The 23692-nt window shown below is 62.6% G+C and carries 11 protein-coding genes; 7 read left to right on the top strand and 4 right to left on the bottom strand.

What is annotated here, in order from left to right; translation table 11 throughout:
• Nucleotides 1-69: 69 nt before the first annotated feature.
• The 5 genes from NKH22_RS18560 (at nt 70) to NKH22_RS18540 (ending at nt 5981) form a co-directional block, all read left to right on the top strand.
• Nucleotides 70-1029 (top strand): LysR family transcriptional regulator, encoded by a 960-nt coding sequence (locus NKH22_RS18560; RefSeq protein WP_023804663.1) that lies wholly within the window; start codon nt 70-72, stop codon nt 1027-1029.
• Nucleotides 1030-1181: 152 nt separating this feature from the next.
• Entirely contained in the window at nt 1182-2195 is a 1014-nt protein-coding gene (locus NKH22_RS18555; RefSeq protein ID WP_023686475.1) for an amino acid ABC transporter substrate-binding protein, read from the top strand.
• A gap of 173 nt (nt 2196-2368) precedes the next feature.
• The gene (locus tag NKH22_RS18550; protein WP_352910425.1) at nt 2369-3556 is read left to right on the top strand and encodes an amino acid ABC transporter permease; all 1188 of its coding nucleotides are present in this window, start codon (nt 2369-2371) and stop codon (nt 3554-3556) included.
• Nucleotides 3557-3574: 18 nt separating this feature from the next.
• Nucleotides 3575-4699: an amino acid ABC transporter permease gene (locus tag NKH22_RS18545; protein WP_031207836.1), complete on the top strand. Its 1125-nt coding sequence runs from the start codon at nt 3575-3577 to the stop codon at nt 4697-4699.
• Between the two features lie 49 nt (nt 4700-4748).
• Entirely contained in the window at nt 4749-5981 is a 1233-nt protein-coding gene (locus NKH22_RS18540; RefSeq protein WP_352910423.1) for a MalY/PatB family protein, read from the top strand.
• 161 nt (nt 5982-6142) lie between these two features.
• Here NKH22_RS18540 and NKH22_RS18535 read toward each other — a convergent pair whose 3' ends face one another.
• Both NKH22_RS18535 and NKH22_RS18530 read right to left on the bottom strand, forming a co-directional pair.
• Entirely contained in the window at nt 6143-17584 is an 11442-nt protein-coding gene (locus tag NKH22_RS18535; RefSeq protein ID WP_502908579.1) for an autotransporter-associated beta strand repeat-containing protein, read from the bottom strand.
• A 615-nt stretch (nt 17585-18199) separates the two neighbouring features.
• Nucleotides 18200-20125, bottom strand: a complete 1926-nt coding sequence (locus tag NKH22_RS18530; RefSeq protein WP_352910417.1) for a PAS domain S-box protein — start codon at nt 20123-20125, stop codon at nt 18200-18202.
• Between the two features lie 24 nt (nt 20126-20149).
• Here NKH22_RS18530 and NKH22_RS18525 point away from each other — a divergent pair, with 24 nt between their 5' ends.
• Nucleotides 20150-20518: a response regulator gene (locus NKH22_RS18525; protein ID WP_352910415.1), complete on the top strand. Its 369-nt coding sequence runs from the start codon at nt 20150-20152 to the stop codon at nt 20516-20518.
• A 431-nt stretch (nt 20519-20949) separates the two neighbouring features.
• On the opposite strand, the gene NKH22_RS18520 is transcribed toward NKH22_RS18525, so the two are convergent.
• On the bottom strand, nt 20950-21108 hold the full coding sequence (locus tag NKH22_RS18520; RefSeq protein ID WP_352910414.1) for a hypothetical protein: 159 nt from the start codon (nt 21106-21108) through the stop codon (nt 20950-20952).
• A gap of 129 nt (nt 21109-21237) precedes the next feature.
• Nucleotides 21238-23238: an AI-2E family transporter gene (locus NKH22_RS18515; RefSeq protein ID WP_352910412.1), complete on the bottom strand. Its 2001-nt coding sequence runs from the start codon at nt 23236-23238 to the stop codon at nt 21238-21240.
• Nucleotides 23239-23423: 185 nt separating this feature from the next.
• Here NKH22_RS18515 and NKH22_RS18510 point away from each other — a divergent pair, with 185 nt between their 5' ends.
• Nucleotides 23424-23657 (top strand): hypothetical protein, encoded by a 234-nt coding sequence (locus tag NKH22_RS18510; RefSeq protein WP_023686482.1) that lies wholly within the window; start codon nt 23424-23426, stop codon nt 23655-23657.
• The last annotated feature ends 35 nt before the right edge of the window (nt 23658-23692 follow it).

Below are 23692 nucleotides of genomic sequence, written 5' to 3'. Positions count from 1 at the left end.
TCTGTCACCGTCGCAACCAACGCGTTAGTGCCGCCTGGTGCGGTCTCAGGTCGCAGATGAGGTAATTCCATGAATTATAACGATATCGACCTCAATCTATTGCGGGTCTTTGACGTGATGATGCGGGAAAGGAGCGTGACGCGGGCGGCTACCGAATTGGGCAGAACACAATCAGCTGTAAGCCACTCCCTGTCGAAGCTTCGGTATCTATTGCAGGATGAATTGTTCACCAGAGATGGCGGCGAGATGCGGCCAACTCCCCGGGCAGTTGAGCTGCTGTCGAATATTTCCGCCGCACTCGCAACGATCCGCGCATCGATCGACCGGCATCAGATCTTCAATCCAGCAACGACGCGACGCAACTTTCGCGTTGGACTTACAGATTATCATGCCATGGTTTTCATCCCGGGCCTCATTCGAGAATTTTCCAGGCAAGCTCCTGGCGCGACGCTGAACGTCATTCCCGCAAACGGACCCGAAATCGGGTCATCGGTCTATCTGAGACAAGTTGACTGCGCGCTGACGGGAGCAGCGATACGCGACGACCCAGGTCTCTTGAAGGTGGAGCTTGGCCAGGACCGATTGTTTTGCGCGGTGTGGAGTGGAAGCAAGATCGCCAGAAGCGCAATGACGCTGGAAACCTATCTGGCCAGTTCTCACCTCCAGATTTCCGCAGATGGCCTGGCGGAAGGCCTCGCGGATGCCGCCCTCAAACAGATGGGTCTTCGCCGCAATGTCGTTGCGACCATCTCGAACTATCCGGTGCTGCCCTGGGCGCTTCGCGGCACTGAACTGATTACCCATTGCGGTGATGCCATCCTGCAAATGCTGGATGAGAGGAGTGAGGTGACGTTGGTCCCGCCACCCCTTCCGATATCGAATGTGAATGCCTGGCTTATTGTTCATCGCCAGATGGCGAATGACCCGGGAACCAGGTGGCTCCGGGAAATCATCGTGGGAATCTACAACGAATCGCGGAGCAAGAGACACCAAGACACCGTCGGAGCACCGGGGTCGGCCGTAAAATAGGTCGCGCGCGCTGCTTCACCACTCAACCGCTTTTCAGCTGCGAGTGCTTCGCAACTATGAGCAGCGCTCATTTTCACCATGAGAACAATCGATTTGACGAATACTTGGGCTGGAGAGCACATTCCCTTCAACAATAACAGGGGAATGCCGAAATGAGATCAACGTTCAAGGGCCTTCTTGCCCTCGCCATCGCGTGCACCGCCTCCTCGGCGTGGTCCGCAACCCTCGACAATGTCAAGAAAAATGGCGTGCTGACCTGTGGCACAAATTCGGCCACGGCTGGCTTCAGCCTTCCCGACAATGAAGGCAAATGGACCGGATTTGTCGTCGATTATTGTCGCGCCGTGGCCGCTGCCGTGCTCGGGGATGCGCAAAAGGTCAAGTTCATCCCATTGACGCCAAAGGATCGCTTCACCGCCTTGCAGTCGGGAGAGATCGACATTCTCGCCCACAACGCAACCTGGACATCGTCCCGCGATACGTCGCTAGGCATACTGTTTGCCGGCACGTATTTCTATGACGGCCAGGGGTTCATGGTGCGCAAGGCGGACAATATCACGTCAGCCAAGGGACTTGACGGCGCATCGATATGCGTCACCCAGGGCACCACGACCGAGTTGAACCTTGCCGACTATTTTCGCTCGCAGTCGATCAAGTACACGACGGTTGGTTTCGCGGACGAGGAAGCTGTAGTGAAGGCTTATGAGGAGGGACGTTGCGACGTCTTGTCCGCAGACACCTCCACCTTGAACGCGTCGCGGCTTCGCATGGCCAAGCCGGACGACAGCATTGTTCTTCCCGAGCTGATCTCCAAGGAGCCGCTTGGTCCGGCCGTGCGGCAGGGTGACGACCAGTGGCTCAATGTGGCGAAGTGGACGCTCTACGTCATGGTTGCCGCGGAGGAATACGGGGTCACCTCCAAGAACGTCGATGCCATGAAATCGTCGGACAATCCCAGCATCCGCCGCTTGCTTGGCGTGGACGGCAGCATAGGCAAGGACATCGGGCTCGGCGATAACTGGCCGGTCGAGGTGATCAAGCAGGTCGGCAATTACGGCGAAGTGTTTGATCGCAATGTCGGCAAGGATTCGCCGCTGAAAATGGAGCGCGGCATGAACGCGCTCTGGAACCAAGGCGGCGTTCAATACGCTCCGCCGATCCGCTAACGCATGTCGCTCAAAAATGGCCCCGGTTTTGAGACAACGACATGCATAAAAACAAAGACCCTAAAGCGCGTCGCCTGAGTCCGTTCAAACGCGACGCGCTTTAAGCAAAGCACGGTTGCAAGGCGCTGGCGTGGTACCGTCAGCGCCTTGCACGGACCCGATAGGAACAGCCCATGTCCCATTTGTCGCTTCCCGCGCCGTCGCGCAGGAGGTTGTCGCTGCACGATACGAAGGTGCGGGGCATCTTCTACCAGCTCTTGCTCGCCGGCTGCCTGCTGGCCTTGGCCCTGGGCATCGGCATGCAGACTGCATCGAATATGCGGGTCCGGGGGATTCCGCTCTCATTCGACTTTTGGAATGAGTCTGCCGGCTTCGACATCAATCAAACCCTGATACCGTACGATGCATTGTCCAGCTACGGTCAGGCGTTCTGGGTGGGAGTGGCCAACACCCTCTACGTCAGTCTCCTCGCAATCCTGTTCGCGACCTTGCTTGGCTTCGTCATCGGCGTTGCCCGCCTGTCGCCGAACTGGATCGTTTCGAAGGTGGCGACCGCCTATGTCGAGCTTGTGCGCAATGTTCCGTTGTTGCTGCAGCTGCTGTTCTGGTACAACGCCGTCCTCAAGCCGTTGCCCTCGCCGAAGGCGTCCATCGCCATTCCCGGCGGCATCTACCTCAACAATCGCGGCCTCATCGTTCCGGAGATTCATTTGCATCCGGGAGCGGGTCTGGTGGGCCTGGCATTCGTTGCGGCCATTTCCTGCTGCGTTGCGTTCTGGTTTCGCGCCAGGAGCATCCAGAGACGGACGGGCAGGCAGCTGCCGGTGCTTCTGGTCAGTCTGGCGACCTTGATAGGACTTCCGCTGGTCCTGTTCCTGGCGGCTGGCGAGCCGGTCTCGTTCGTCGCCCCGCAGCTACGGGGTTTCAATTTTCAAGGCGGGCATCAGCTCTATCCGGAGTTTGCCGCTCTCCTGATCGGTCTGTCGGTCTACACCGGTTCATACATCGCCGAGATCGTGCGAGGTGGAATCCAGGCAGTGCCAAAGGGCCAGACCGAGGCTGCGCATGCGCTGGGGCTGGCGCCGGGCAACACGCTTCGTCTGGTCGTCGTTCCCCAGGCGCTGCGCATCATCATTCCCCCTTTGACAAGCCAGTATCTCAATCTCATCAAGAACTCGTCGCTTGCCGTGTTCATCGGCTATCCCGACCTCGTTCAGATCTTTGCAGGCACGGTGCTCAACCAGACCGGAGCCGCCGTCCAGGTCATGGCGATTACCCTGTCGGTCTATCTCGTTATCTCCCTTGCCACGTCATTGGCCATGAACGCGTGTAACCGACATTTTGCAATCGTTGAAAGGTGACGGATGAGCGATCAGTCCATGCGTTCGCCAGTTGACGTCAGCGCGCTCATACCAGCCATGGCGCCTCCCGCGGACGTTCGACCGGGTCCAGTGAGCTGGATGAAAAAGAACCTGTTTTCGACGCCGTCTTCAGGCGCGCTGACGGTATGCTTTGTCCTCCTCGCCGCGTGGCTGCTGCATCACTTCCTGAGCTTTGCGATCTTCAATGCGGTCTGGAGCGGCGGCCACGAAGCTTGCCGTGCGAACAGCCAGGGGGCTTGCTGGCCTTTCATCGCCGAGAAGTTCGACTACCTGCGATACGGCGCGTATCCGGTTTCCGAGCGGTGGCGGGTGGACCTTGCGCAGGCGATCGGCGCCATCCTCATCGTTTGGCTCCTGTGGACGAAGGCTCCGCGGCGCAAAGTGGCGGCGTTGCTGTTCTTCCTCGTCTACCCCGTGGCCGCGTTCGTTCTCGTGCGCGGCGTTGCCTGGCTTCATTTGCCTGTCATCGATACGACGCTCTGGGGCGGTCTCTTGATCACGTTGCTGATGTCGATCGTGGGTATCGTCTTCTCGCTTCCGATCGGGGTTATCCTGGCGCTTGGACGCAGGTCGGAACTCCCTTTCGTCAAGACGGTTTGCGTCACGTTCATCGAAGTCGTCCGCGGCGTGCCGTTTATCACAGTGTTGTTCATGGCGAACTTCATGATGCCGCTCTTCGTCCCGGATTATCTGACGCCTGATCGACTGTTGCGCCCGCTCATCGCGATAGCGTTGTTCTCGTCCGCCTATATGGCCGAGGTCGTGAGAGCCGGCCTTCAGGCGATCCCGAAGGGCCAGTACGAAGCGGCCAAGGCGCTCGGGATCGGCTACTTCGACATGATGCGCCTGATCGTCCTCCCTCAGGCGTTGACGATCGTCATACCGAGCATCGTCTCGACCTTCATCGGTCTGTTCAAAGACACGACTCTGGTCGCCATCGTCGGCATCGCGGATTTCCTGAAGGCCGTCGAAACGGCGCGCGTCGATCCGAACTGGGCAGGCCCGACGATCTCATCAACCGGCTACCTCTTTGCGGGGTTGGTCTACTGGAGCTTTTGCTTCGGCATGTCGCGTTACTCGCAATCTATGGAGCGCCAATTGGCGCGTGGCCACAAATCCTAGGAGGCGATGATGATGCCACAAGCAATGCCCGCGGCAAGGTGACTATCAAATGGCTTGTGCAGACACGCCCGCATCGGCGCATGGGCAGCGACATATCGCGGGAATAGATTTCGACCAGATCCACGACCGTCAGCAGTTCGGATCCGTCAAATGGGCCAACCAGTGGGACGAGTTCTCTCCCCAGGTCGAGGGCCAGGACCTGCTGTCGCTGTGGACGGCGGATATGGACTTCCGCGCTCCGGAAACCGTCATCGCGCGACTGCGCGAGGCCGCGGAGCATGGCATTTACGGCTACACACGCCGCGATCCGCGCCACTATGAGATCGTGCAATCGTGGTTCGCGCACCGGCACAACTGGTCGCCGAAACTGGAGACCTTGCTTCCCGCGCCGGCGATCATGCCGTCGGTGGCTGCGATACTGCGAACCTTCACCAAGCCCGGTGACTGCGTCATTGTGCAGTCGCCCGTGTACTCGCCCTATTTCGAAGTTGTTCAGGGAAACGGGCGGGTTCTGCTTACGAACCGGCTGAGGCTGCAGAACAACAGATATGAACTCGATCTCGAGGATTTCGAGAAACTGGCGGCCGGCGGTGCCAAGGCATTCCTGCTGTGCAATCCTCACAACCCTGCCGGAATGGCCTGGACACGCGAAGAATTGGCGGCGCTCAACGACATCTGCGAGCGCCATGGGATCCTGGTCATATCCGACGACATTCACTGCGACATAAGGTTGTCGGATCGCCCCCACATCGTCTTCTCCTCCATCTCGGAAGATGCTGCCGAGAAATCGTTCATCTGCACCGCTCCAACGAAGACTTTCAATCTTGCCGGGGTTCCTTCGGCAACCATTTCGGTAGCCAGCAAAAAGCGCCGCGAGGCGCTTCTTGCCGCAATGCAGGCGTCATTCATGGTGAATGCGAACTTTTTCGGCCGCCTGGCCCTGGAGGTTGCTTACAGCAGCGGCGCGCCGTGGCTCGACCAACTCACGCGCTACATCGCCGGCAACATCGATCTGGTTTGCGAGTTCGCCGGTGAACACCTTCCAGGCATCACGCCCATGCGGCCCGACGCATCGTTTCTGGTGTGGTTGGATGCGTGCGCGCTCGATCGCCGAGTGGGTGGAATTCAGAAATTCTTTGTCGATCGGGCCGGGGTTAATCTCTATGACGGCCGCGTCTATGGGCCTGGCGGCGAAGGCTTCATTCGCCTGAATGTCGGCTGCCCGCGTGCTCTGTTGCGCCAAGGACTGGAGCGCATGTCCAGCGCGCTGGCATCCCTGTGATCGACCGCCAGGGTGCTTCGGATGCGAGCCTGGTACTTGATGCCGGCAGCCGGTAAGGAAACGTCCGAGGGCGACGAGCCGGGTGGCCCGCAAGTCCGGATTCCATAGCCGTGCCGGACACGACCCTCAAGCCAAAGTCGACATGTCCAGCTTGATCGACGCTACCATTTCACAGCGAACCCGAGCTTGGCGCCCAGGGCGTGGCTATCGCCAAAATCCTTGAGGCTTGTCCGCGCTGTCCCTTCTCCGAAGACTGCGTAGCGGCCGTCCGCCCAGCTCAACGAGCCACCAAGGCCGACACCGCCCCATAGCGCCTGATTTTCGCTGACCAGCTTCGTGCCAGACACATCGACATCATTTCCGTCGAGGAAGTCGTAGTAAAGGTTGCCGAGCCCGTAAATGTGGGTGCGGCTGACTTGCCCCGCATCGTCCACCCACTGGTCTTCATAGTCCGCGGAGAGGCCGAGCCGACCGACGAGACTGTTGCTGCTGCCGGGCGACACGACGGCGCCAAACGGGTCGGTGAACGCGTCGAAGTCGACCGAGGAATAGGCAAGCTGGGCTTGGGGCGTCAGCGACCAGTTGCCGTTGAGGGCGATCTTCTGTCCGGTCTCCACGCTCAGCCCGTAGCCGAAACCGTTGTTGCCGTCCGCAAGCGTGGTGCCCAGCGTGGCCGACCGGATGTCACTGTCGTACCATGTCGCCTCGGCCTGCGCGTCGACGTAGAAGCCACCGCTGCCGAACCAGGTGAGCGTGCTGCCGACGCCGTAGCCGGTGGCAGCGATCGACCCTGCCCCGAAGATCGAGGACACGTCCGACGACGCGGTTCCGTAGTGGGCCGTAATCCCTCCGATCAGGGTACCGGCGTCGCTTTCGTGCAGCAGGCCATCGACGCCGGCCTGCAGCTTCCAGGTGGTCACGTCATAGTTCGTGCCGGAGGTCGACGTCTCCGGCTTGATCTCGGCATGGGCAGCTTCGATGCGCGCCCATATCGCCTTGCCGTCGACCGAGCCCTGGCCTGGCAGGTCCGCACCTTGCGGCGTAGCACCCTCGCCCCACGACCGATTGCCAATGCGTTGCTGCATGGTGCCCAGTTCATTGAAGGCCTGCAGCACCCCTTCATAGGCCTCGTACAGAGGCACGCCGGGCGAATAGAGCGGCTGCGGATCGGGATCGCCGTTGACCAGGGCCGAGCGCAGATACCAGTCGCCATCGGCCGGTGTGCTGACGCCGTTCTTGTAGAGCCTGTATGCGTAGGCCCCACCGACCACGGCCTGGTCGCCCTGGAAGACATAGTCGCCAACCAGGCTGAACGTGCCGTTGGAGGCCCCGCCGATGTCGACCACCTTGATGCCTTCGACAGTCTGCGCCCCGCCGCCGCCCAGGTTGACGACCTTCAGATCGGTGGCGCCCGACGTATTGCCGGTGACCACGAGCTTGTCGGTGGGTGAAGCATCACCGCCGAGCACAGTCTCGATCTCCAGCACGCCGCCATTGCCGACATAGTTGCCGGCTACCGTCAGCGTGCCAGGCACGCCGGGATTGCCGGCCGCGATAACGCCGCCGGCGAAGTTGTTGGTGTCACAGACAGTGCCGGTGCCCTGGAGACGGCCGCCCGCGTTCACATTGACGATGCCGCACAGGCTGCCCGAGACGGCGAGCGTACCAGCATCGATCGAGGTCGTGCCGGCAAAGCCCGAGCTGTCCGAGGCGATGGCCATCGTCCCCGTGCCGCTCTTGGTCAGGGTGCCGGCGCCGGCCAGGGTCCCGTCCCAGGTCAGCGTCGTGCCGGCGTCGGTGAGCACCGTGCCTTGGCCGAGAAGGTTCATCGCGCGGCCACTGTTGAAGCTCGCCGTCGTGTGCAGCGTGCCGCCGTTGAAAGCGAGAGCGCCGGCCGCATCGCCGAGATTGCCGTCGGCGGAGACTTGCAGCGTGCCGCCATTGATGGCCGTGCCGCCGGTGTAGCTGTTGGTGCCGGTCAGCACCAGCGTCCCGAGATCGGTCTTCACCAGCTGGGTGTTGCCGATCAGCTGCGCGGCGATGGTGGCCGTGATGCCGGCTCCGGCCGCCGTGCCGTCGCCGACACGGATGGTCGATGTCGGTCCGCCGGCCAACGCGACGGGACCGCCCTGGATGACATAGCCGTCGGTCAGGAACTGCATGCCGGAAGCCGCGACCTGGCCGAGGCCGTTGTCCACCGTTACCGTGCCTGCCGCGCCCGCGAAGATCGCGAATGCGCTGTCCGTGAAGGGGGCATTGACCGCGCCTGTGCTGTCTGCCCAATTGTCGTTGCCGGTCGAGTTCTGCCACACACCGTCGCCGCCATCGATGACGCCGTTGAACTTCGGACCAGCAGCGCCGTCCCAGTAATTCAGTGTCAGCCCTTCAGTGTTGACGAGGTTCACCTGGTTGGCGATTGCCGTCTGCACGAAATAATCCGTCGACGGGATCGACCCGACCGACAGCCCGTTATTGGTCAGGGTACCGTTGTAGTTGAACACCCGGTAGACGCCGGGGCCGAACGTGCCGCCTGGCGAAACCGAGACGTTGAGCGTGCCGTCAAGCACCAGATTGCCGCCGACCGTGGTCAGGTCGTTGAGCGCGCCGCCTGCGACATTCGCCTGACCGAAGCTGTAGTTCAGGATCGAGCCGCCGGAGAGCGACAGATTGCCGGCTATGGCGAGCGTGCCTGGAGTGCCGTCGGCCGCACCGGGAGACAGCGTGGCGCCGTCGGCGATTGTAACGTCGCCGCCGAGCGTGCCGGTGCCACCGAGCGTGGCGCTGCTCTGGACCGAGGTGAGCCCGGTTGCCCCGCTTTGGTTGCCATTGACGAACAGGCTGCCGGCCGAGACCGTGGTCGGGCCGGTGTAGCTGTTGGCGCCGGTGAGGGTAAGCGCGCCGCCGCCGGTCTTGGTGAGGCCGCCCGCGCCGCCAATCAGGCCCGACAGTGTCAGACCGGCATTGGTCTCGAAGGTGCCGCCGCCGGCATTGAGCGTCACGTCGCGGGCGGAACTGAAGGCCGCGGTGTTGCGCAGCGTGCCGCCATCGAAGCTGAGCGCTCCGGCCGCGGCACCCAGGTTGCCGTCGTCCGATACCTGCAGCGTACCGCCGTTTATGGCCGTGCCGCCGGTGTAGCTGTTGGTCCCGGCCAGAAGCAACGTGCCGAGATCGGTCTTCACCAGTTGGGTGTTGCCGGTCAGGTTCGAACTGATCGTCGCGCTGTACGCCGCGCTCGCAGCAGTGCCGTCGCCGACGCGGATGATCGACTGCGGGCCGACCAGCGCGACATCCTGCCCTTGGATCACATAGCCCCCCGTGGCGAACTGCATTCCGGAAGCGCTGACGCCGCCCAGGCTGTTGTCCACTGATACGGTTCCAGCCGCGCCGGCAAAGATGGCAAACGCGCTGTCGGTGAAGGGAGCGTTGACGATACCGGCGCTGTCGGTCCAGTTGTCGTTGCCGGCCGAAGCTTGCCAGAGCCCGTCCCCGCCATTGACGAAACCGTCGTTCTTCGGTCCGGCCGCGCCGTCCCAGTAGTTCAACGTAAGTCCGGCCGTGTTGACCAGATTGACCTGATGATCGATTGATGTCTGCACAAAGAAGTCAGGCGAAGGGATGGTGCCGATATTCAGGCCATGGTCGAACAGGGCGCCGTCATAGCTGATCACCCGATAGATGCCGGGGCCAAAGGTTCCCCCGGGAGAAACGGCGACATTGAGCGTGCCGTCGAGGATGAGATCGCCGCCGACTTCAGTCAGGTCGTTGAAGGCGCCGCCGGGTACGTTCGCCTGGCCGAAATTGTAGTTGAGGGTCGAGCCGTTAAGCAAACTCAGACCGCCGTTGATGGTGAGCGTTCCTGGTGTGGCCCCGACATCACCTGGGTTCAATGCGCCGTCATTGAAGACAAAGACATTACTGCCGATGATGCCCGTACCGCCCAGCGTACCACCTGCATTGACGGCTGTCAGGCCTGTGGCCGCCGACTGGTCGCCATCGACCAGAAGCGTGCCCCCGTCGATCACGGTCGCGCCCGTATAGATGTTGTTTGCGGTCAGGATGGTCGTGCCGCTGCCGACCTGCCTCAAGCCGCCTGTGCCGCTGATCGTGCCGCCGAAGGTGAAATTATCCGAGCGGTTGAACGCCAGCGTGCCATTGTCCGTCACATCGCCGGTGAACGAGCCCGCAGAGCCGCCATTGCCGAGCTGCAGCGTGCCAGCCGAGATCGTCGTGCCGCCGCTGTAGCTGCTGTTGGCCGTCAGCACCGTGGTGCCGGTTCCGATCTGCCGTACGGCGCCCGTGCCGGTGATCGCGCCACCAAAGGTCAGGCTGTCCGAACGATTGAAGGCCAGGACAGCGTTGTTGGTCACGTTGCCGGCCAGCGTGCCGGCCGTCGCCCCGTTGCCGACCTGCAGGATGCCCGCCGTGACGGTCGTGCCGCCCGAATGCGTGGCATCGCCGGCAACCACCAGCGTGCCGGCGCCGTCCTTGGTCAGCCCGCCTGCCCCGGTGATGCCTCCGGTCAATGTGGTCGTCGTGCCGCCATTGGTCAGGAACGTGCCGGCGCCGGCGAGCGTAACGGCACGCCCGCTCGTGATGTCGGCAATCGTGTTCAGCGTGCCGCCGCTGAACGACAGGCCGCCCGCTGCGTTGCCGAGATTGGCGTCCTGCGAGATCCGGACTGTTCCGCCATTGATGCTCGTGCCGCCGGTATAGCTGTTGGTCCCCGAGAGAACCAGCGTGCCGAGATCGGTCTTCACCAGCTGGCTGTTGCCGGTCAGGCTCGAATTGATCGTCGCGACGTAGGCTGCACCGGCGCCCGTGCCGTCGCCGACGCGGATGATGCTCGCGCCGCCGACCAGCTCGATCGGGCCGCCCTGGACCAGATAGCCATTGGTGGCAAACTGCATCCCCGCGGCCTGTACCTGGCCGTTGGTGTTGTCGACGGTCACCGTGCCCGCGGCGCCCTGGAAAATCGCGAAGCTGGCATTGGCGAAGGGAGCGGCGAAAAGGCCGGTGGAGTCGGTCCAGTTCTGGTCGCCGGCGGCGCGCCATGTGCCATTGCCGCCATTGACGATGCTGTTGGAATGCGGACCGGCATCGCCGTCCCAGTAGCTGAGTTGTAGCCCCGCCGAATTGACCAGGTTGACCTGGTTGGCGACCGAGGTCTGCACGACATAATTTGGGTCGGTGACGTTGAGGCCATTGTTCGTCAACGTGCCGCCATAGTTGATGACACGGTAGACGCCAGGGCCGAACGTGCCACCGGGGCTCTGTGTCACGTTCAGCGTCCCGTCCAGCGTCAGATTGCCGCCGACATTGACAAGGTCGTTGAACGCGCCGCCGGCCACGTTCGCCTGGCCGAAATTGTAGTTGAGAGCCGCGCCGCTGGTGAGGCCCAGATTGCCGTTGATCGTCAGGGTTCCGGCGGCGTTGCCGGGAGCACCTGGGGCAAGCGCGCCGGAGACGTTGACGCTGCCGCCTATCGTTCCCTTGCCACCCAAGGTTCCGCTGGCGCCAACAATGGTGACTCCGGTCGCGCCAGACTGGTTGCCGTCGACGATGAGTGTTCCGACAAGGACATTTGTCGAACCAGCGTAGCTATTGTCCGCGGTGAGCGTGGTCGTGCCGAGATTGGTCTTCGACACTTTTCCCGAGCCGGTGATCGTTCCGGCGAAGGTATAGTCGTTGTTCAGCGCGAAAATGAGAGCGCCATTGTTGACGACAGTTGGCGTGTTCAGCGTGGCCGCCGTTGGTCCGTTGCCAACCTGCAGCACCCCGCCCTGGATGGTCGTCCCGCCGCTGTAGCTATGGTCACCATAAAGCGTAAGCGTTCCGATGCCCTGCTTGTCCAGGCTCTCGAACCCGCTGACGCTGGCGCCCTGCAGCGTGCGATTTATCGCGGTGACCACCCGAAGCGTGTCGCCTGCACCACTCTCGCCGCCAGTGCCGGCGTTGACGCCAACACCGCTGATCGCGGCGGCATCGTTGAGAACCAGCGTGTCGTTTCCGGCGCCAAGGTTGAGCGCGGCGGCGCCCGTATTGAGCGTGCCGCTGACACTCACCGTGTCGTTGCCGCCGCCTAGGTCGCCATTGGCCAGCAAGGTGCCGCCCAAATTGACGTTGATCGTGCTCGCCCCGGCATCGCCGGTCACCGTCGAGGGCGTGGCGCCGGGACCCTGCACGGTGCCGTTCACGGTCAGCGTGCCGGCCCCGTTCATGGCGATCGTCGCCGTGGAGAGGACGCCGTTCACCTGCAGCGTGCCGGCGTTGACACTGGTCGCGCCGATGACGTTGCCGACCGAGGTCAGCACCGTGGTGCCGGTGCCGATCTGCGCCAGGCTGCCGGGGCCGCTCAGCGTCCCCGTAAAGTTGAACGTGTCGCTGCGGTTGATCGACAGCGTCGAGGTCGGGGCATTGACGATGACGTTGCCGGCGCCGGCATTGCCGGTGGTGCCGCCATTGCCGATCATCAAATTGCCGTCATTGATGACGGTGTTGCCGGTAAAAGTGTTATTGCCGGTCAGAGCCCAGGTGCCGCTGTCGTTCTTGGCCAGCGTGGTGACGCCGCCGGGGCCGTTGGCTATGGCGCCGCCCATCGTGTTGAGGCCGGTGTTGGTGCCGCCGAGCGCGATCGTGCGGTCACCATTGCCGGTTTGCGTCACCGCGGCCGTGTTGCTGAAGACGACCGCGCCGGTGCCGGACGACTCGATGAAGCTGCTGCCGGTCGACAGTGTGAACAGGCGGTCGGTGGTGTCGCCGGCGCCGGTATAGCGCAGGGTCGAGCCGGTGCCGATCACCAGGTTCGACGCCAGGCTGGATGACTGGCCGATGCTGCTTGCCTGGCCGCCATTGGCCAGCTTGTCGACACCGAGCACGCCGCCATTGATGGTGGTGACGCCGGTATAGGTGCTGGCGGAGTTCTTCAGGATCCAGGTGCCGGAGCCGGACTTGGTCAGCGAGGTCGTGCCCAAGCCATTGTTGGTGATCTGCGCAGCGAGGCTGTTGTTGGCGGTGCTGATACCGGTCAGCGTCACCGTCTGCGAGGTGTTGACGCCGCTAAAGGCGATCGCCCCGGTATTGGTGAAATTGACCGCGCCGGTGCCCGACGCATCGAGCGCGCTGGTGGCGGAGGGGCCAAGCGTGAACAGGCGGTTGGTGCTGCTCCCCGCGCCGACATATTGCAGGGTGCCGCCATTGATCACGAGATTGCTTGCGGCCGCGCTGGAAGCGCCGATCGAGCTGTTCGTGCCGCCGTCAGCCAGGCAGCTCACCGCCAGCGTGCCGGCATTGACCGTGGTTGTACCGGTGTAGGAGCTGTTGCAACCGGAAAGCGTCTGCGCACCGTTGCCGTTCTTGACGAGGCCGCCGGTACCGCTGATGGCGCCGGCGTAATTTTGACCGGAAGGATTGGCGATCGTCAGCGTCCCGCTGCCCAGGGTGACATTGCCGCCGGTCGTGCCCCCGCCGGCGAGCGAGGTTACGCTGACGGTCTGGTTGTTCACATCCAGCGTCACACCGGCGGTGTTGTTCAGCACCACGGCGGCAGTGCCGAAGGCGGCGCTGGAGCCTGCCCGCACGATGCCTGCTCCAACCGTAATTGTGCCGCTATAGGTGTTGGCGCCCGACAGCATCAGCGTGCCGGCGCCGCCTTTGACGATCGAGCCGCTGCCGGCGAAGACGCCGGTAAATTCGAGCGTGGCGTTTGGATCGGTGATGTTGAAGGCGCTGTTGGCTCCGCCTCCGCCTGTCGCGGTGAAGCCGCGATCGGTCGTGACGCTACCGCCGGTATAGGAGAACGTTGCATTCACGATCACAAGATTGCCGGAAGCCGCGCCCGAAGCGCCGATGCCGCTCGCCTGACCGCCATTGGCCAGGCAGTCCACGCTCAAGGTGCCGCCGATGACGCTGGTGACGCCGGTGTAGGTGTTGTTGCAGCCGCTCATCCCCTGCGCGCCGCCGCCCGATCTGACCAGTCCGCCGGTGCCGCTGATGGTGCCGCTGAACGTGCCGCTGTTTCCACCCACCGTCAGCGTGGCCGAGCCCATGGTCACATTGCCGCCGCCGACAAGTGCGCCGACGGCCATGCCGGCGATATTGTTGAGGTCAAGGGTGGCGCCCGTATTCACGGTCATCACGGCAGTGGTGCTGCCGAACGCCTTTGCCGAGCCGGCGCGCAGGACGCCGGCGTTGACGGTGGTCCCGCCGGTGTAGGTGTTGATGCCGGACAGCACCAGCGTCCCGGCCCCGTTCTTGTTCAGGGTGCCGGCGCCGGCAGCCACGCCGCTTGCCGTCAGCGTGGTCGCAGCGGCGCTCACGTCGATGGCGCCGACGCCGCTGCCAAGGGTGAAACCGCGGTCGGTGCTGACCGTGGCGCCGGTATATTGCAGCGTCCCGCCCGTGCTCAGAACCAGGTTCGCCGAGGCGCTCGAAGAGGCGCCGATGCCGCTGACCACACCGCCATTGGCGAGCGTGTTGACCGACAGGGTGCCGCCGGTGACCGTGGTAACCCCGACATAGTCGTTGGCGGCGTTCGCCAGCGTCAGCGTGCCTGCGCCCGCTTTTGTGAGGCCGGCATCGTCGGGGCTGGTGACAAGTCCGGTGAACGTCAGATTGGCTGCGGCGTTGGTGACGTCGATTGTCCTCGCCGGGCCGCCATTGACAAGCGTGAAGCCGCGGTCGCTGGTGGCCGAGGCGCCGGTGTAGCGCAGCGTGCCGTTCTCGATCACCAGATTGGACGACGCCGCCGACGAGGCGCCGATCGCGCTCGCGGCGCCGCCATTGCCGATGCTGTTGACGTTGAGGATGCCGGAACTCAGCGTCGTGGCGCCGGTATAGGTGTTGGCGCCGTTCAGCGTGACCTGCCCAGCCCCGCTTCCGCCACTGACGAAGGTTGTGGCGCCGCCATTGTCGACTATTGTGGAGTTGATGATGAAGCTGCCGCCGCCGTTCTGCAGCACGCCCAGCACGCTGCCGCCCGCGCCTCCGGTCAGATTGCCGCCGGTAATGGTCTGGGTTCCTGACGCTGACGATACGATGATCGCGCCGTCCACGCCCAGCGTGTTGCCGGCGCCGACGGTCACCGTCGAGTTTGCCGCCGCCGTGTATTTCAGGCCGCCAAGTTGTTTGCTGCCGCTGACCGTACCGAAATAAGCCGTGTTCGCGGCGCCGGCCGTGTCGCTGACGACATCACCGTTCAGCCACAAGGCTGCGTTGTCCTTGTTCGCGTAGGCGGTGAAGGCGACGATGTTGTTGCTTCCGTCCACCGCGGCGTAGTCGGTGCCGTTGACGGTGGCCCAGCCGCCCAGGGTCGCCGAGCTGGTCTTGATGTTGCCATTGACCGGCAGTGCGAAATCGATCAGGCCGCCGGTGCGGTTGACGGCGCCGAGATTGACGGTGATGCTGCCGCCGCTGGCGCCGGATGTTGCGGTCACCTTGTTGCTGCCTGCGGTGACATTCAGGCCATTGAAGGTCTGGGTGTTGGCCTCGCCCGCGGCGCCGGTCACGACCAGCTTTCCGCCCGCCATGTTCAAGGTCGAGGCGCCCGAGACGATGTTGCCGGCCGGTCCGCCGGCTCCGGCGAAGTTCAGGGCCAGCGTGCCGCCGCCGACCGTGGTGTTGCCTGTATAGCTGTTTGCGCCGGTCAGTGTCAGCGTGCTTGTGCCGAGCTTGGTGAGGCCGCCGGAGCCGGTGACATCGCCGCCAAAGCTGGTGCTGGCCGTACCGTTCACCGTCAGTTGCGTGCCGGTCGTTTGCACCTGACCGCCGGAGCCGGCCGCCGACGCGAGCGACGTGAAGGTGATGTCGTTGCCGCCGAGATCCAGCACGCCGCCATTGACGATGGCCGCGTTGGGGGCGCCGAAGGCCTGGCTGCTGCCGGCGCGAAGCGTCCCGTTCTGCACTGTGACGCTGCCGGTGTAGGTATTGGCGCCGGCGAGCACCCAGGTGCCGGCGCCGTCCATGATCACGTTACCCGAACTGGAAATCACGCCGGAGACCGTGTTCACGCCGGCAAAACTGCCACCGAGGGTCAGAAGATCTTGGCCGAGCCCGCCATCGAACGCCACGCCTCCGCTCAGCGTCAGCGCCCCGGTGCCGTCATTGCGGATGTTGCCGGCGGTCGTGACAAGCCACGTGCGATTGGTGCTGGCGCCGGCGCCGAAATAGCTTAGCGCGCCGCTGGTGAAAGCGATTAGTGAATTGGTGCTGCCCGTCCCGAAGCCGCTGTTGGTGCCTGAATTTGCCAGCGAATTGGTACGCACCGTCACGGCGTTGATGTTGGTCTGGCCGGCATAGGTGTTGGCGCCGGTGACGGTGATGGTGCGGGCGAGTCCGCCACCTTCGAAGGTCACTTGCTGCGCGTTTACGGCAGTGCTGATCACGCCCGACAGCGCAAGGTCATTTGTCAGCGCGGAAAGGATGGCCTGGTTTCCGCCACTGCCGGCGATGTTGCCGGTCAGGGTCAGAAGGCCCGTACCGTTGTTCCGAATGTACGCGGGGCCAAAAGTACTCGTATTGAGCTGCCAGTTGCGGTTGGAGCTGTCGCCGTCGCCGGTATAGTTGGCTACGCCGGCGGCGTTTCCGGCGGTTCCCACCGTGATCGTGCCGTTGGCGACCGTCACCGGCGCGCCCAGCGAACTCGCCACGCCGAGATCGGCGATGGAGGAGAAGGAGTAGGTGCTGGTGCTGAAGTTGGTGGCCGTAAACACCGTCGTGCCGGTGTAGTCGTTGGCATCATTGGTCATCTTGACGTTGGAGCCGACGTTCAGCCCGCCGGTGCCGGTGAAACGAGCCGAGCCGACGCCGGTCGTGCCCGCCCCGGTATCGACCAGGCTGACCTGGCCGCTCACTGTGACCACTCGGGTAGCGCCGAGCGCCCCGGTGCTGGCCAAAGCGGTTCCGGTCGCCATCGTGACACCATTCGCGGCACTGCCGAGCGCCGCATCGCCATTCACGGTCAGCCTGCCGCCACTGAGGGTGATGCCCCCGCTGAAGGTGTTGGCGCCGTTGAGCGTCAAGAAGCCGCCGCCGGTCTTGGTCAGCCCCGCCGTGCCGGCGATGACCGAGTTGATGGTGACAATGTCGGACGAGTTGCCGATCACATTGATCGTCGGGGTCACGCCGCCGAGCGTCAGGGTGCTGCCATTGATCGAGTACGCGGTCTGGACGAAGGGCGCTACGGTGTCGTCTTCGAATGTCATGTTGTGCACGGTGATGGGCACGCCCAGCGTCACCGTGCCGGCAAATCCCGAGCCGGTGACGGCATCGCCGAAGATCGCATCGTCGAGCGCGCCATTGCTCCAGAAAGTATATGGCCCGCTGGTGCCGTCATTGTTCGGGCTCCAGAAAAGCCCCGTCGTGTTCCAGGCACCCGTGCCGCCTCGGCCCGCGGCCGTGCCGTTGGGGTCCCAGTATCTGTCGGCGCTGCTGGCCGAACCCGCGGCAAGCCCCATCAGCAGCGCCGCCGGCAAAAGCCGGACGCCCCACGCGCGAACGGTGGCTCTGACCAGCTGCGCCATCGACGGCGCATAGCTGGCAGCTTCGCCGTTGCACTTGGTCATGCGGCCACCGCGCAACACCCGCGAATCGAAAGCTGCACCTCGCAGGTTTCCGGATACGCCGAAGCAAGACTGACCAGCGCCGTCGCGGGACCGGGACAGCAACTGGGCCGCCTCGCCACCGAGCAATTCCGACATGCAGCCTCCCCCGCCCTATATCATGGATGGCTAATGTGCACATCCATTCTCCTCGACTCAGACACATACTTGAGAAGAAACCTAGAGTTGAGCATTACCTCGCAATATTGTTGAGAGCATCTTAATTTTTCGGCGCTCTGTCACATCCATGCCACGTTTTCGCCACTTGTCGAAGACTGCCTCGCAGCCTGCTTACTCGATCCCCCAGATCTGGCCTCCCGAACCGCGCTGAGTTCACTGTCTCAGCCCGTCTTCAGGACCCGGTTAGCGACGTCAAGCAGGGGTAACCCCCCTGAAGTGCGAGCTGCGAGGCCGGTGGCGTGCGCCTATCCGCTGCTTGATGATTGCCACAGCGGCGGCCATCCGGTTCTGGAGCGAAGTGGGGAGAAAGACGCCGTTTCACTGCCTGTGGCCGAATCCCCCGGAACACGGGCGATCCTCAGCGGAAACGGGGTTTTCGCTCGGCAAAGGCCGCATCAAGGGCTTCCAATTGACCAATGCTCGTCGCAGGGCTGCTTCGTGCTTCTAAGCTTCATGGACGGCAGAAGCTGCCACGGAAGCCAAAGGCGCTTCCAAGCTCCATGTTATGCCATGCGCACCGTGTTCGAGATTTCCCTGCCCACTGACCGCTGCGGGCGCAACCCTCTTCAGCACAACGGTTCCAAAGCCACCTTGTCCGACAGTCTGAACCTGCGGCCCATCGGTTTCGACCCATGTGAGGTGAAAGAGCCTCGAAGCACCGGAACCGGTGATGCCCCATGTGACCGAGATCCGGCCCTTGTCCCCTGAGAGAACCCCGTATTTGGCCGAGTTGGTCGCCAGTTCGTGGAAGGCAATCCCGAGATACTGAACTGCGTTGGGACTGAGCACCAATGATGGGCCCGACATTTCGATCACATCCCCCCGCGGGAAAGGCTCGACCTGGGCCGCCAAGAGGTCGCTGATCGTGGCACCCTTCCAATCCGCCGATACAAGCAGGTCGTGAGATCGTGACAACGCCATGATGCGCTCGCGCACCTGGGTTTCAAATTGTTTTGGCGTCTCCGATCGCTTGTTGGTCTCCCGGATCATCGACAGGATGACAGAATACTGGTTTTTCACCCGGTGGTTGACCTCGCGCATCAGCATGCGGATGCGGTATTCATTCTCCTTCGCCGACGTGATGTCTCGCGCTATCTTCGATGCGCCGGTGATCTGCCCAGTTGCGTTACGCACGGGCGATATCGTCAGCGAAACCGGAACCAGGCTGCCATCCTTGCGCAGGCGGGTCGTTTCGAATGGTTCGACGCGCTCGCCGCGGCGAATGCGTTGGAGGATGCGGGGTTCCTCGTCCTGATGGTCTTCGGGGATCAGCATGGTCACCGACCGGCCAATCGCTTCGTCGGCGGTATAGCCGAAAAGCCGTTCGGCGCCGTGGTTCCAGCTTTTTATGATGGTGTTGAGATCCTTGCTGACGATAGCGTCAAATGAGGATTCCACGATCGCTGACAGGTGCTGCCTGGTTTCTTCGGCACGCTGGCGGTCCGTCAGGTCCAGCAGCATGTTGACGGCGCCAATCAGAGCGCCGTGCTCGTCCCGCAGCGGTGTCGGGTAGGGCAGGAACGGAAAAAACGATCCATCGGGACGCTGCGCAACAGCTTGCTGATTGCGGACCGGCCTGTTCTCCTTGAGCGCGATGGCCATCGGGCATTCATCGTGCGGCAATTCCTTGCCGTCGGCAGTGAACAGCTTGAACGTCACACACCATTTATCCTTGCCGATTTCAGGCTCCCTGCCTGCCAGATCGGCCGCGGCGCGGTTGTAGTAGGTGATCGTCCCATCCTGATCGGTCGTGTAGATGGCGACGGGTAGGCCGTCGAGTATCTGGTGATAGGTACTGTCATGCTGCCTGAGCTCCGAGCGGGTGTGTACCAAGTCGGTTACATCGACCGTGAAGCACCGGGTGTTGATCAGCTTGCCGTCCCGGAAATGTCCGCTTGACGTGACTTCGACGTGCTTGATCGATCCATCGCTGGCCCTCAATCGCGCCGGATATCTTACGATCTTCTCGCCATTGGCAAGGCGAACCAAAATGTCCTCTATGACGTCCCGGTCGGGATAGAACTCGGCGATGTGGCAACCGAGGTAGTCCTCCGCAGGATAACCGAGAAGGTCGAGCTCAGCCTGATTGGCATGCACGATCAAGCCGTCTGCGTTCACCAGATGCAGGGCAACGGCGCCGTTTTCGAAGAAATCCTTGTAATCGAAATCCAGACCGTCATTGCTGGACACTCCCGGGTTTTCGAAGGCGACAACATTCGCCTGTGTTGCTTCATGCATCCCAAACACCTTTTTCAGTCCAACCAAATACAATGCGGCTTGGATCAGTTGGTTCCCATTGCTCGGGATCTCGACCTGCGGCGTACGGGAACCGGACCCTAAAAAGGGACGTAGCCTCGACTCGTCTTCCATCTACAAACGTGCGATCATCCGCGCATGGGCAAACCCTTGGTCCTTGTCGTCGACGACGAAGCCTTGATAGCACTGGATATGGAGTCCACTCTTTCGGAGGCGGGCTTTGCCGTGGCATTGGCGGCGACATGTTACCAGGCGAAACGTTTTCTTGCGAACCATACCCCCGCCGCAGCGATCCTGGACGTCAGGCTGTCGGACGGCGAGGCTGTTGACGCGGCAAAAACCTTGGCAGGGCGGGCGGTTCCTTTCATCGTCTATTCCGGCTTGGGGCTCGAGGAAACCCCCGAAGCGTTCTCGTCCGGCGTAAGAGTGATGAAACCCGCCGGACCTGCAGAGGTGGTTCGGGCTCTCAAAGCGATGACCGCCGGGCAGCAGAAGGCGACGGGATAGCCGTGCTCTGAGCACCTTCGGTCTAAACTAACCAGGCGCTGCCGGAGCAGCTGCCGCGCCTCACGGAGCAGCGAATTGCGGCCGGTGCCGATCAGGCGAACAAGTTCGCGCCCGTGATCCTCGGTGATGCCGGTCTCCCTGGCAATTGACAGCACCAGTGCTTCTTCCCTTCCACTTTCTTAGGGTCGTGCGTTGCCCGTGCTGATCATGCCTTCTCCATCGGCTCAACGCCAAGATCTGAGAGAGACTCATTCCTCGACGCACGGTCAACCTCGTTGTGCCGCGTTTGAACGGCAGAGATAGCGGCTCAATTATTGCGTTGCCAGGATCGATCCTGGCACAGCCAAGTGGCCGATCCATTCGCACGATAATGCGCCCCGCGCAGGGACGGCGCCAGCACGGGCCAGATCGACCGGACAGATTGAGCAGTCCTATGCCTCTCCGAACTCGGCTTCGTTTCTCGACTTCGGGTGCCGCTGGTAGTCAACGGGCGGCGGCAGGAGCATGATTTCGGTCTCCTTGCGGCCGAACTCTCGGCCGATCTGGAACGCCGCGTAGATCGCGCCGAGGCGGATAAGGAATCTGAGCATGGGGTTCTCCTTCGGTGTTAGGAACCGCATGGCCGCGAGATTGTTCCATGGCTTGCGAGTGGGGGACGATCTTGCCGTCTCACCAGGCATTCCAGCGCCGGCGCGGCAATCTGAGACATGGCGGTGCGGCTAGGCTGTTGCGGCCGTTGCCTGGGCCGGGATCCGTTTTCGAGGGGCCGGACGCCGTCGATCGCGGCGTTTCGAAACGACTTTGAGGGGAACGGCCGGCGCTGGAGAAAGTGCGCCAAGCACAGCGTTGACCATGCCGTGGGCTACGAAATCGGCGCTGATGTCGGCGGCCAAAGCTTGCCTTTCTTGCCCGACATCGCCCTGCTCCGCGTCTGACCAGAACACAATCCCAATTCTCAAACCTGCCTTGGCGCGCTTCAGTCTGCGGACCAGAAAGCGGGCATGCTTGAGCGAATCCCGGTTCAGGAAACCGACCACGACGGTGTCGATCGCCTCTAGTTCGAGACGACGAATACCTGCCGGCTCCATATCGACAAAACTGGCCTTCGCCACCGTAGCACCTTGCACCTCCAGCACCTGAGCGAGCATGGCGGCAGCGGCATCGTCGAGTTCGCCGCGACGGCCGGCACAAAGCACCGACATGTCCTTGCCGTCGGGCAGCTCGATCTCTTCCTCTTCGACGCCATCTGTTTCCCTGCTCGCGCTCCCTTCCGCGGTGGTTGCCGGCGCATCTTCCTCGCTTGCCTCTTCCTGTGCATCGTCGGCAAGATTTGCCACAAGAATTTGGGCGCTCGCCGCCACCTGCCTTCGCTGTTGATCGCCCATCACGCCTCGCATGCGGTCCTGCTCGCCCAACAGGAGAGCAGGAATGGCGACCGTGTCGTAGAAATCGATCAGGTACTTCTCCTCGAGGATCTCCTCGGCATGGTCAGTTGCCTCGTCGGGATCGCCGGCCAGGAGCCGTTGATAGAGCCGGGCGTGAGGTTCAAGGACGGGCTCGTTGCCAAACAGGACGTCGAGAAATTCGAACTGCGGAACATGTCGCCCGAGGACGACGAGGCAAACTGTCAGCGGCGTCGAAAGGACCAGGCCGAGCGGCCCCCACAACCATGTCCAGAAAATTGCCGCAACGATGATTGCCAAAGGAGAAAGTCCCGTGCGCGAGCCATAGAGCCACGGTTCGATGACGTTGCCGGTTACCAATTCCATGACGACAAACAGTGCGGCGGTCCACAGCACCAGCGACCAGCCGGGCGCAACCGCCAAGGCCAGAAACAAGGGCAGCAGCATGCCGATAACAGGGCCGATATAGGGAACGAAGCGCAGCGCCAGTGCCAGCAACCCCCACAGCAGCGCGTTGGGAATGCCGAGCACCCAAAGGCCAATTGCGATTGGTATCGCGTAGACGATATTGACCACCAATTGCATGATCAGATAGCGGCCAACCCGTTTGCCGGCATCCTGCAATGCCTGCGTTGTGCGATGGAGGTCGCCATAGCCGACGAGGCGGATAAACCGGTCGCGCAGATCCTCGCGCTCAAGCAACATGAAGATGACGACGATGATGATCAGGCCAGCTGATGCCAGCGGGCTGATCAACGGTCCGATGATGTTCTGCAATACCTCCAGAGGTCTCTCGCGGGCGACGATCTCGACGGGAACAGGCTCGCGCCGGGGCTTGTCGGCCGCAGGCGGCGCCACATCCTGCTTGTCGATCTCCTGACCGACACGCTCGATCACCCCGCTCAGCCTGGCAATTATGCCGCCACCAACCCCCGTCTCCTTGAGGGAACGCACCTTGGTCAGAATGTTTGTCTGGTAGACGGAAATGTTCTGAGCAAGCTCGCTTACCTGGGTCGCAACAATGAAGCTGAACAGGCCCAGGGCCGCGAATGCGCCAATGACGCTCAGAAGCACGGCGGGCAGCCGAGGCAAGCCGACACGCTTCAGTGCGGAGACCATCGGCACCAGCGCAAAGGTCAAAAGCAGCGCGATGGCAATGGGAAGGAACACCTCACGACCGAAATACAGCGCAGCTACCGTCGTGACGATGGTTGCGACGGTAGGCAGAGCTGTGCGCGGATGGGCATTGCCTGCCGCAAGAATCCGTCCTAGCCCCCGCTCGGACGATGAGATGTCGTTTCGACGATTGGCAGCCACGTGATTCCCCCCGTTTCCTAACGATAGTTAGACCCATTCGCCTGCCGGGCAATGTTTAGCAGGGCCGAATACATACGTTTTGCGGTTTTGCGCCCTGGGCGCTGTGCTCTGACGGTTCAGTCGATATCGTCGGAGCCGCAAATCTGTGGTAAAGCCGCCGCCCAACCAACCAAAGGACGACATCTGTGAGCGAACCGACTGTGGCCGAAGCGACCGAAAGTATCTATGCCTCGCTGCGGGCGGACAATGCCGACATCGACGCCCATATCGCGACGCTCAAGGCTGCGCTGACACGAGAGGGCGCAAAACAGGCGGTGTTCGATCCGGCCAAATTGGCCCAGAACAACCGCTCGGGCCGTAAGTTGATGCAGGCTTATTTTCGCCAGCGCGGCGTGAGCGTGAAGTTTTCGGACCAGTAGCGCGCGGCAGCTTCGGAGAAACCGCGTCTCGACGG

Source organism: Mesorhizobium sp. M1252 (assembly GCF_040318265.1).
GTDB lineage: Bacteria > Pseudomonadota > Alphaproteobacteria > Rhizobiales > Rhizobiaceae > Mesorhizobium.
This window is presented reverse-complemented; position numbering and strand designations above follow the sequence as displayed.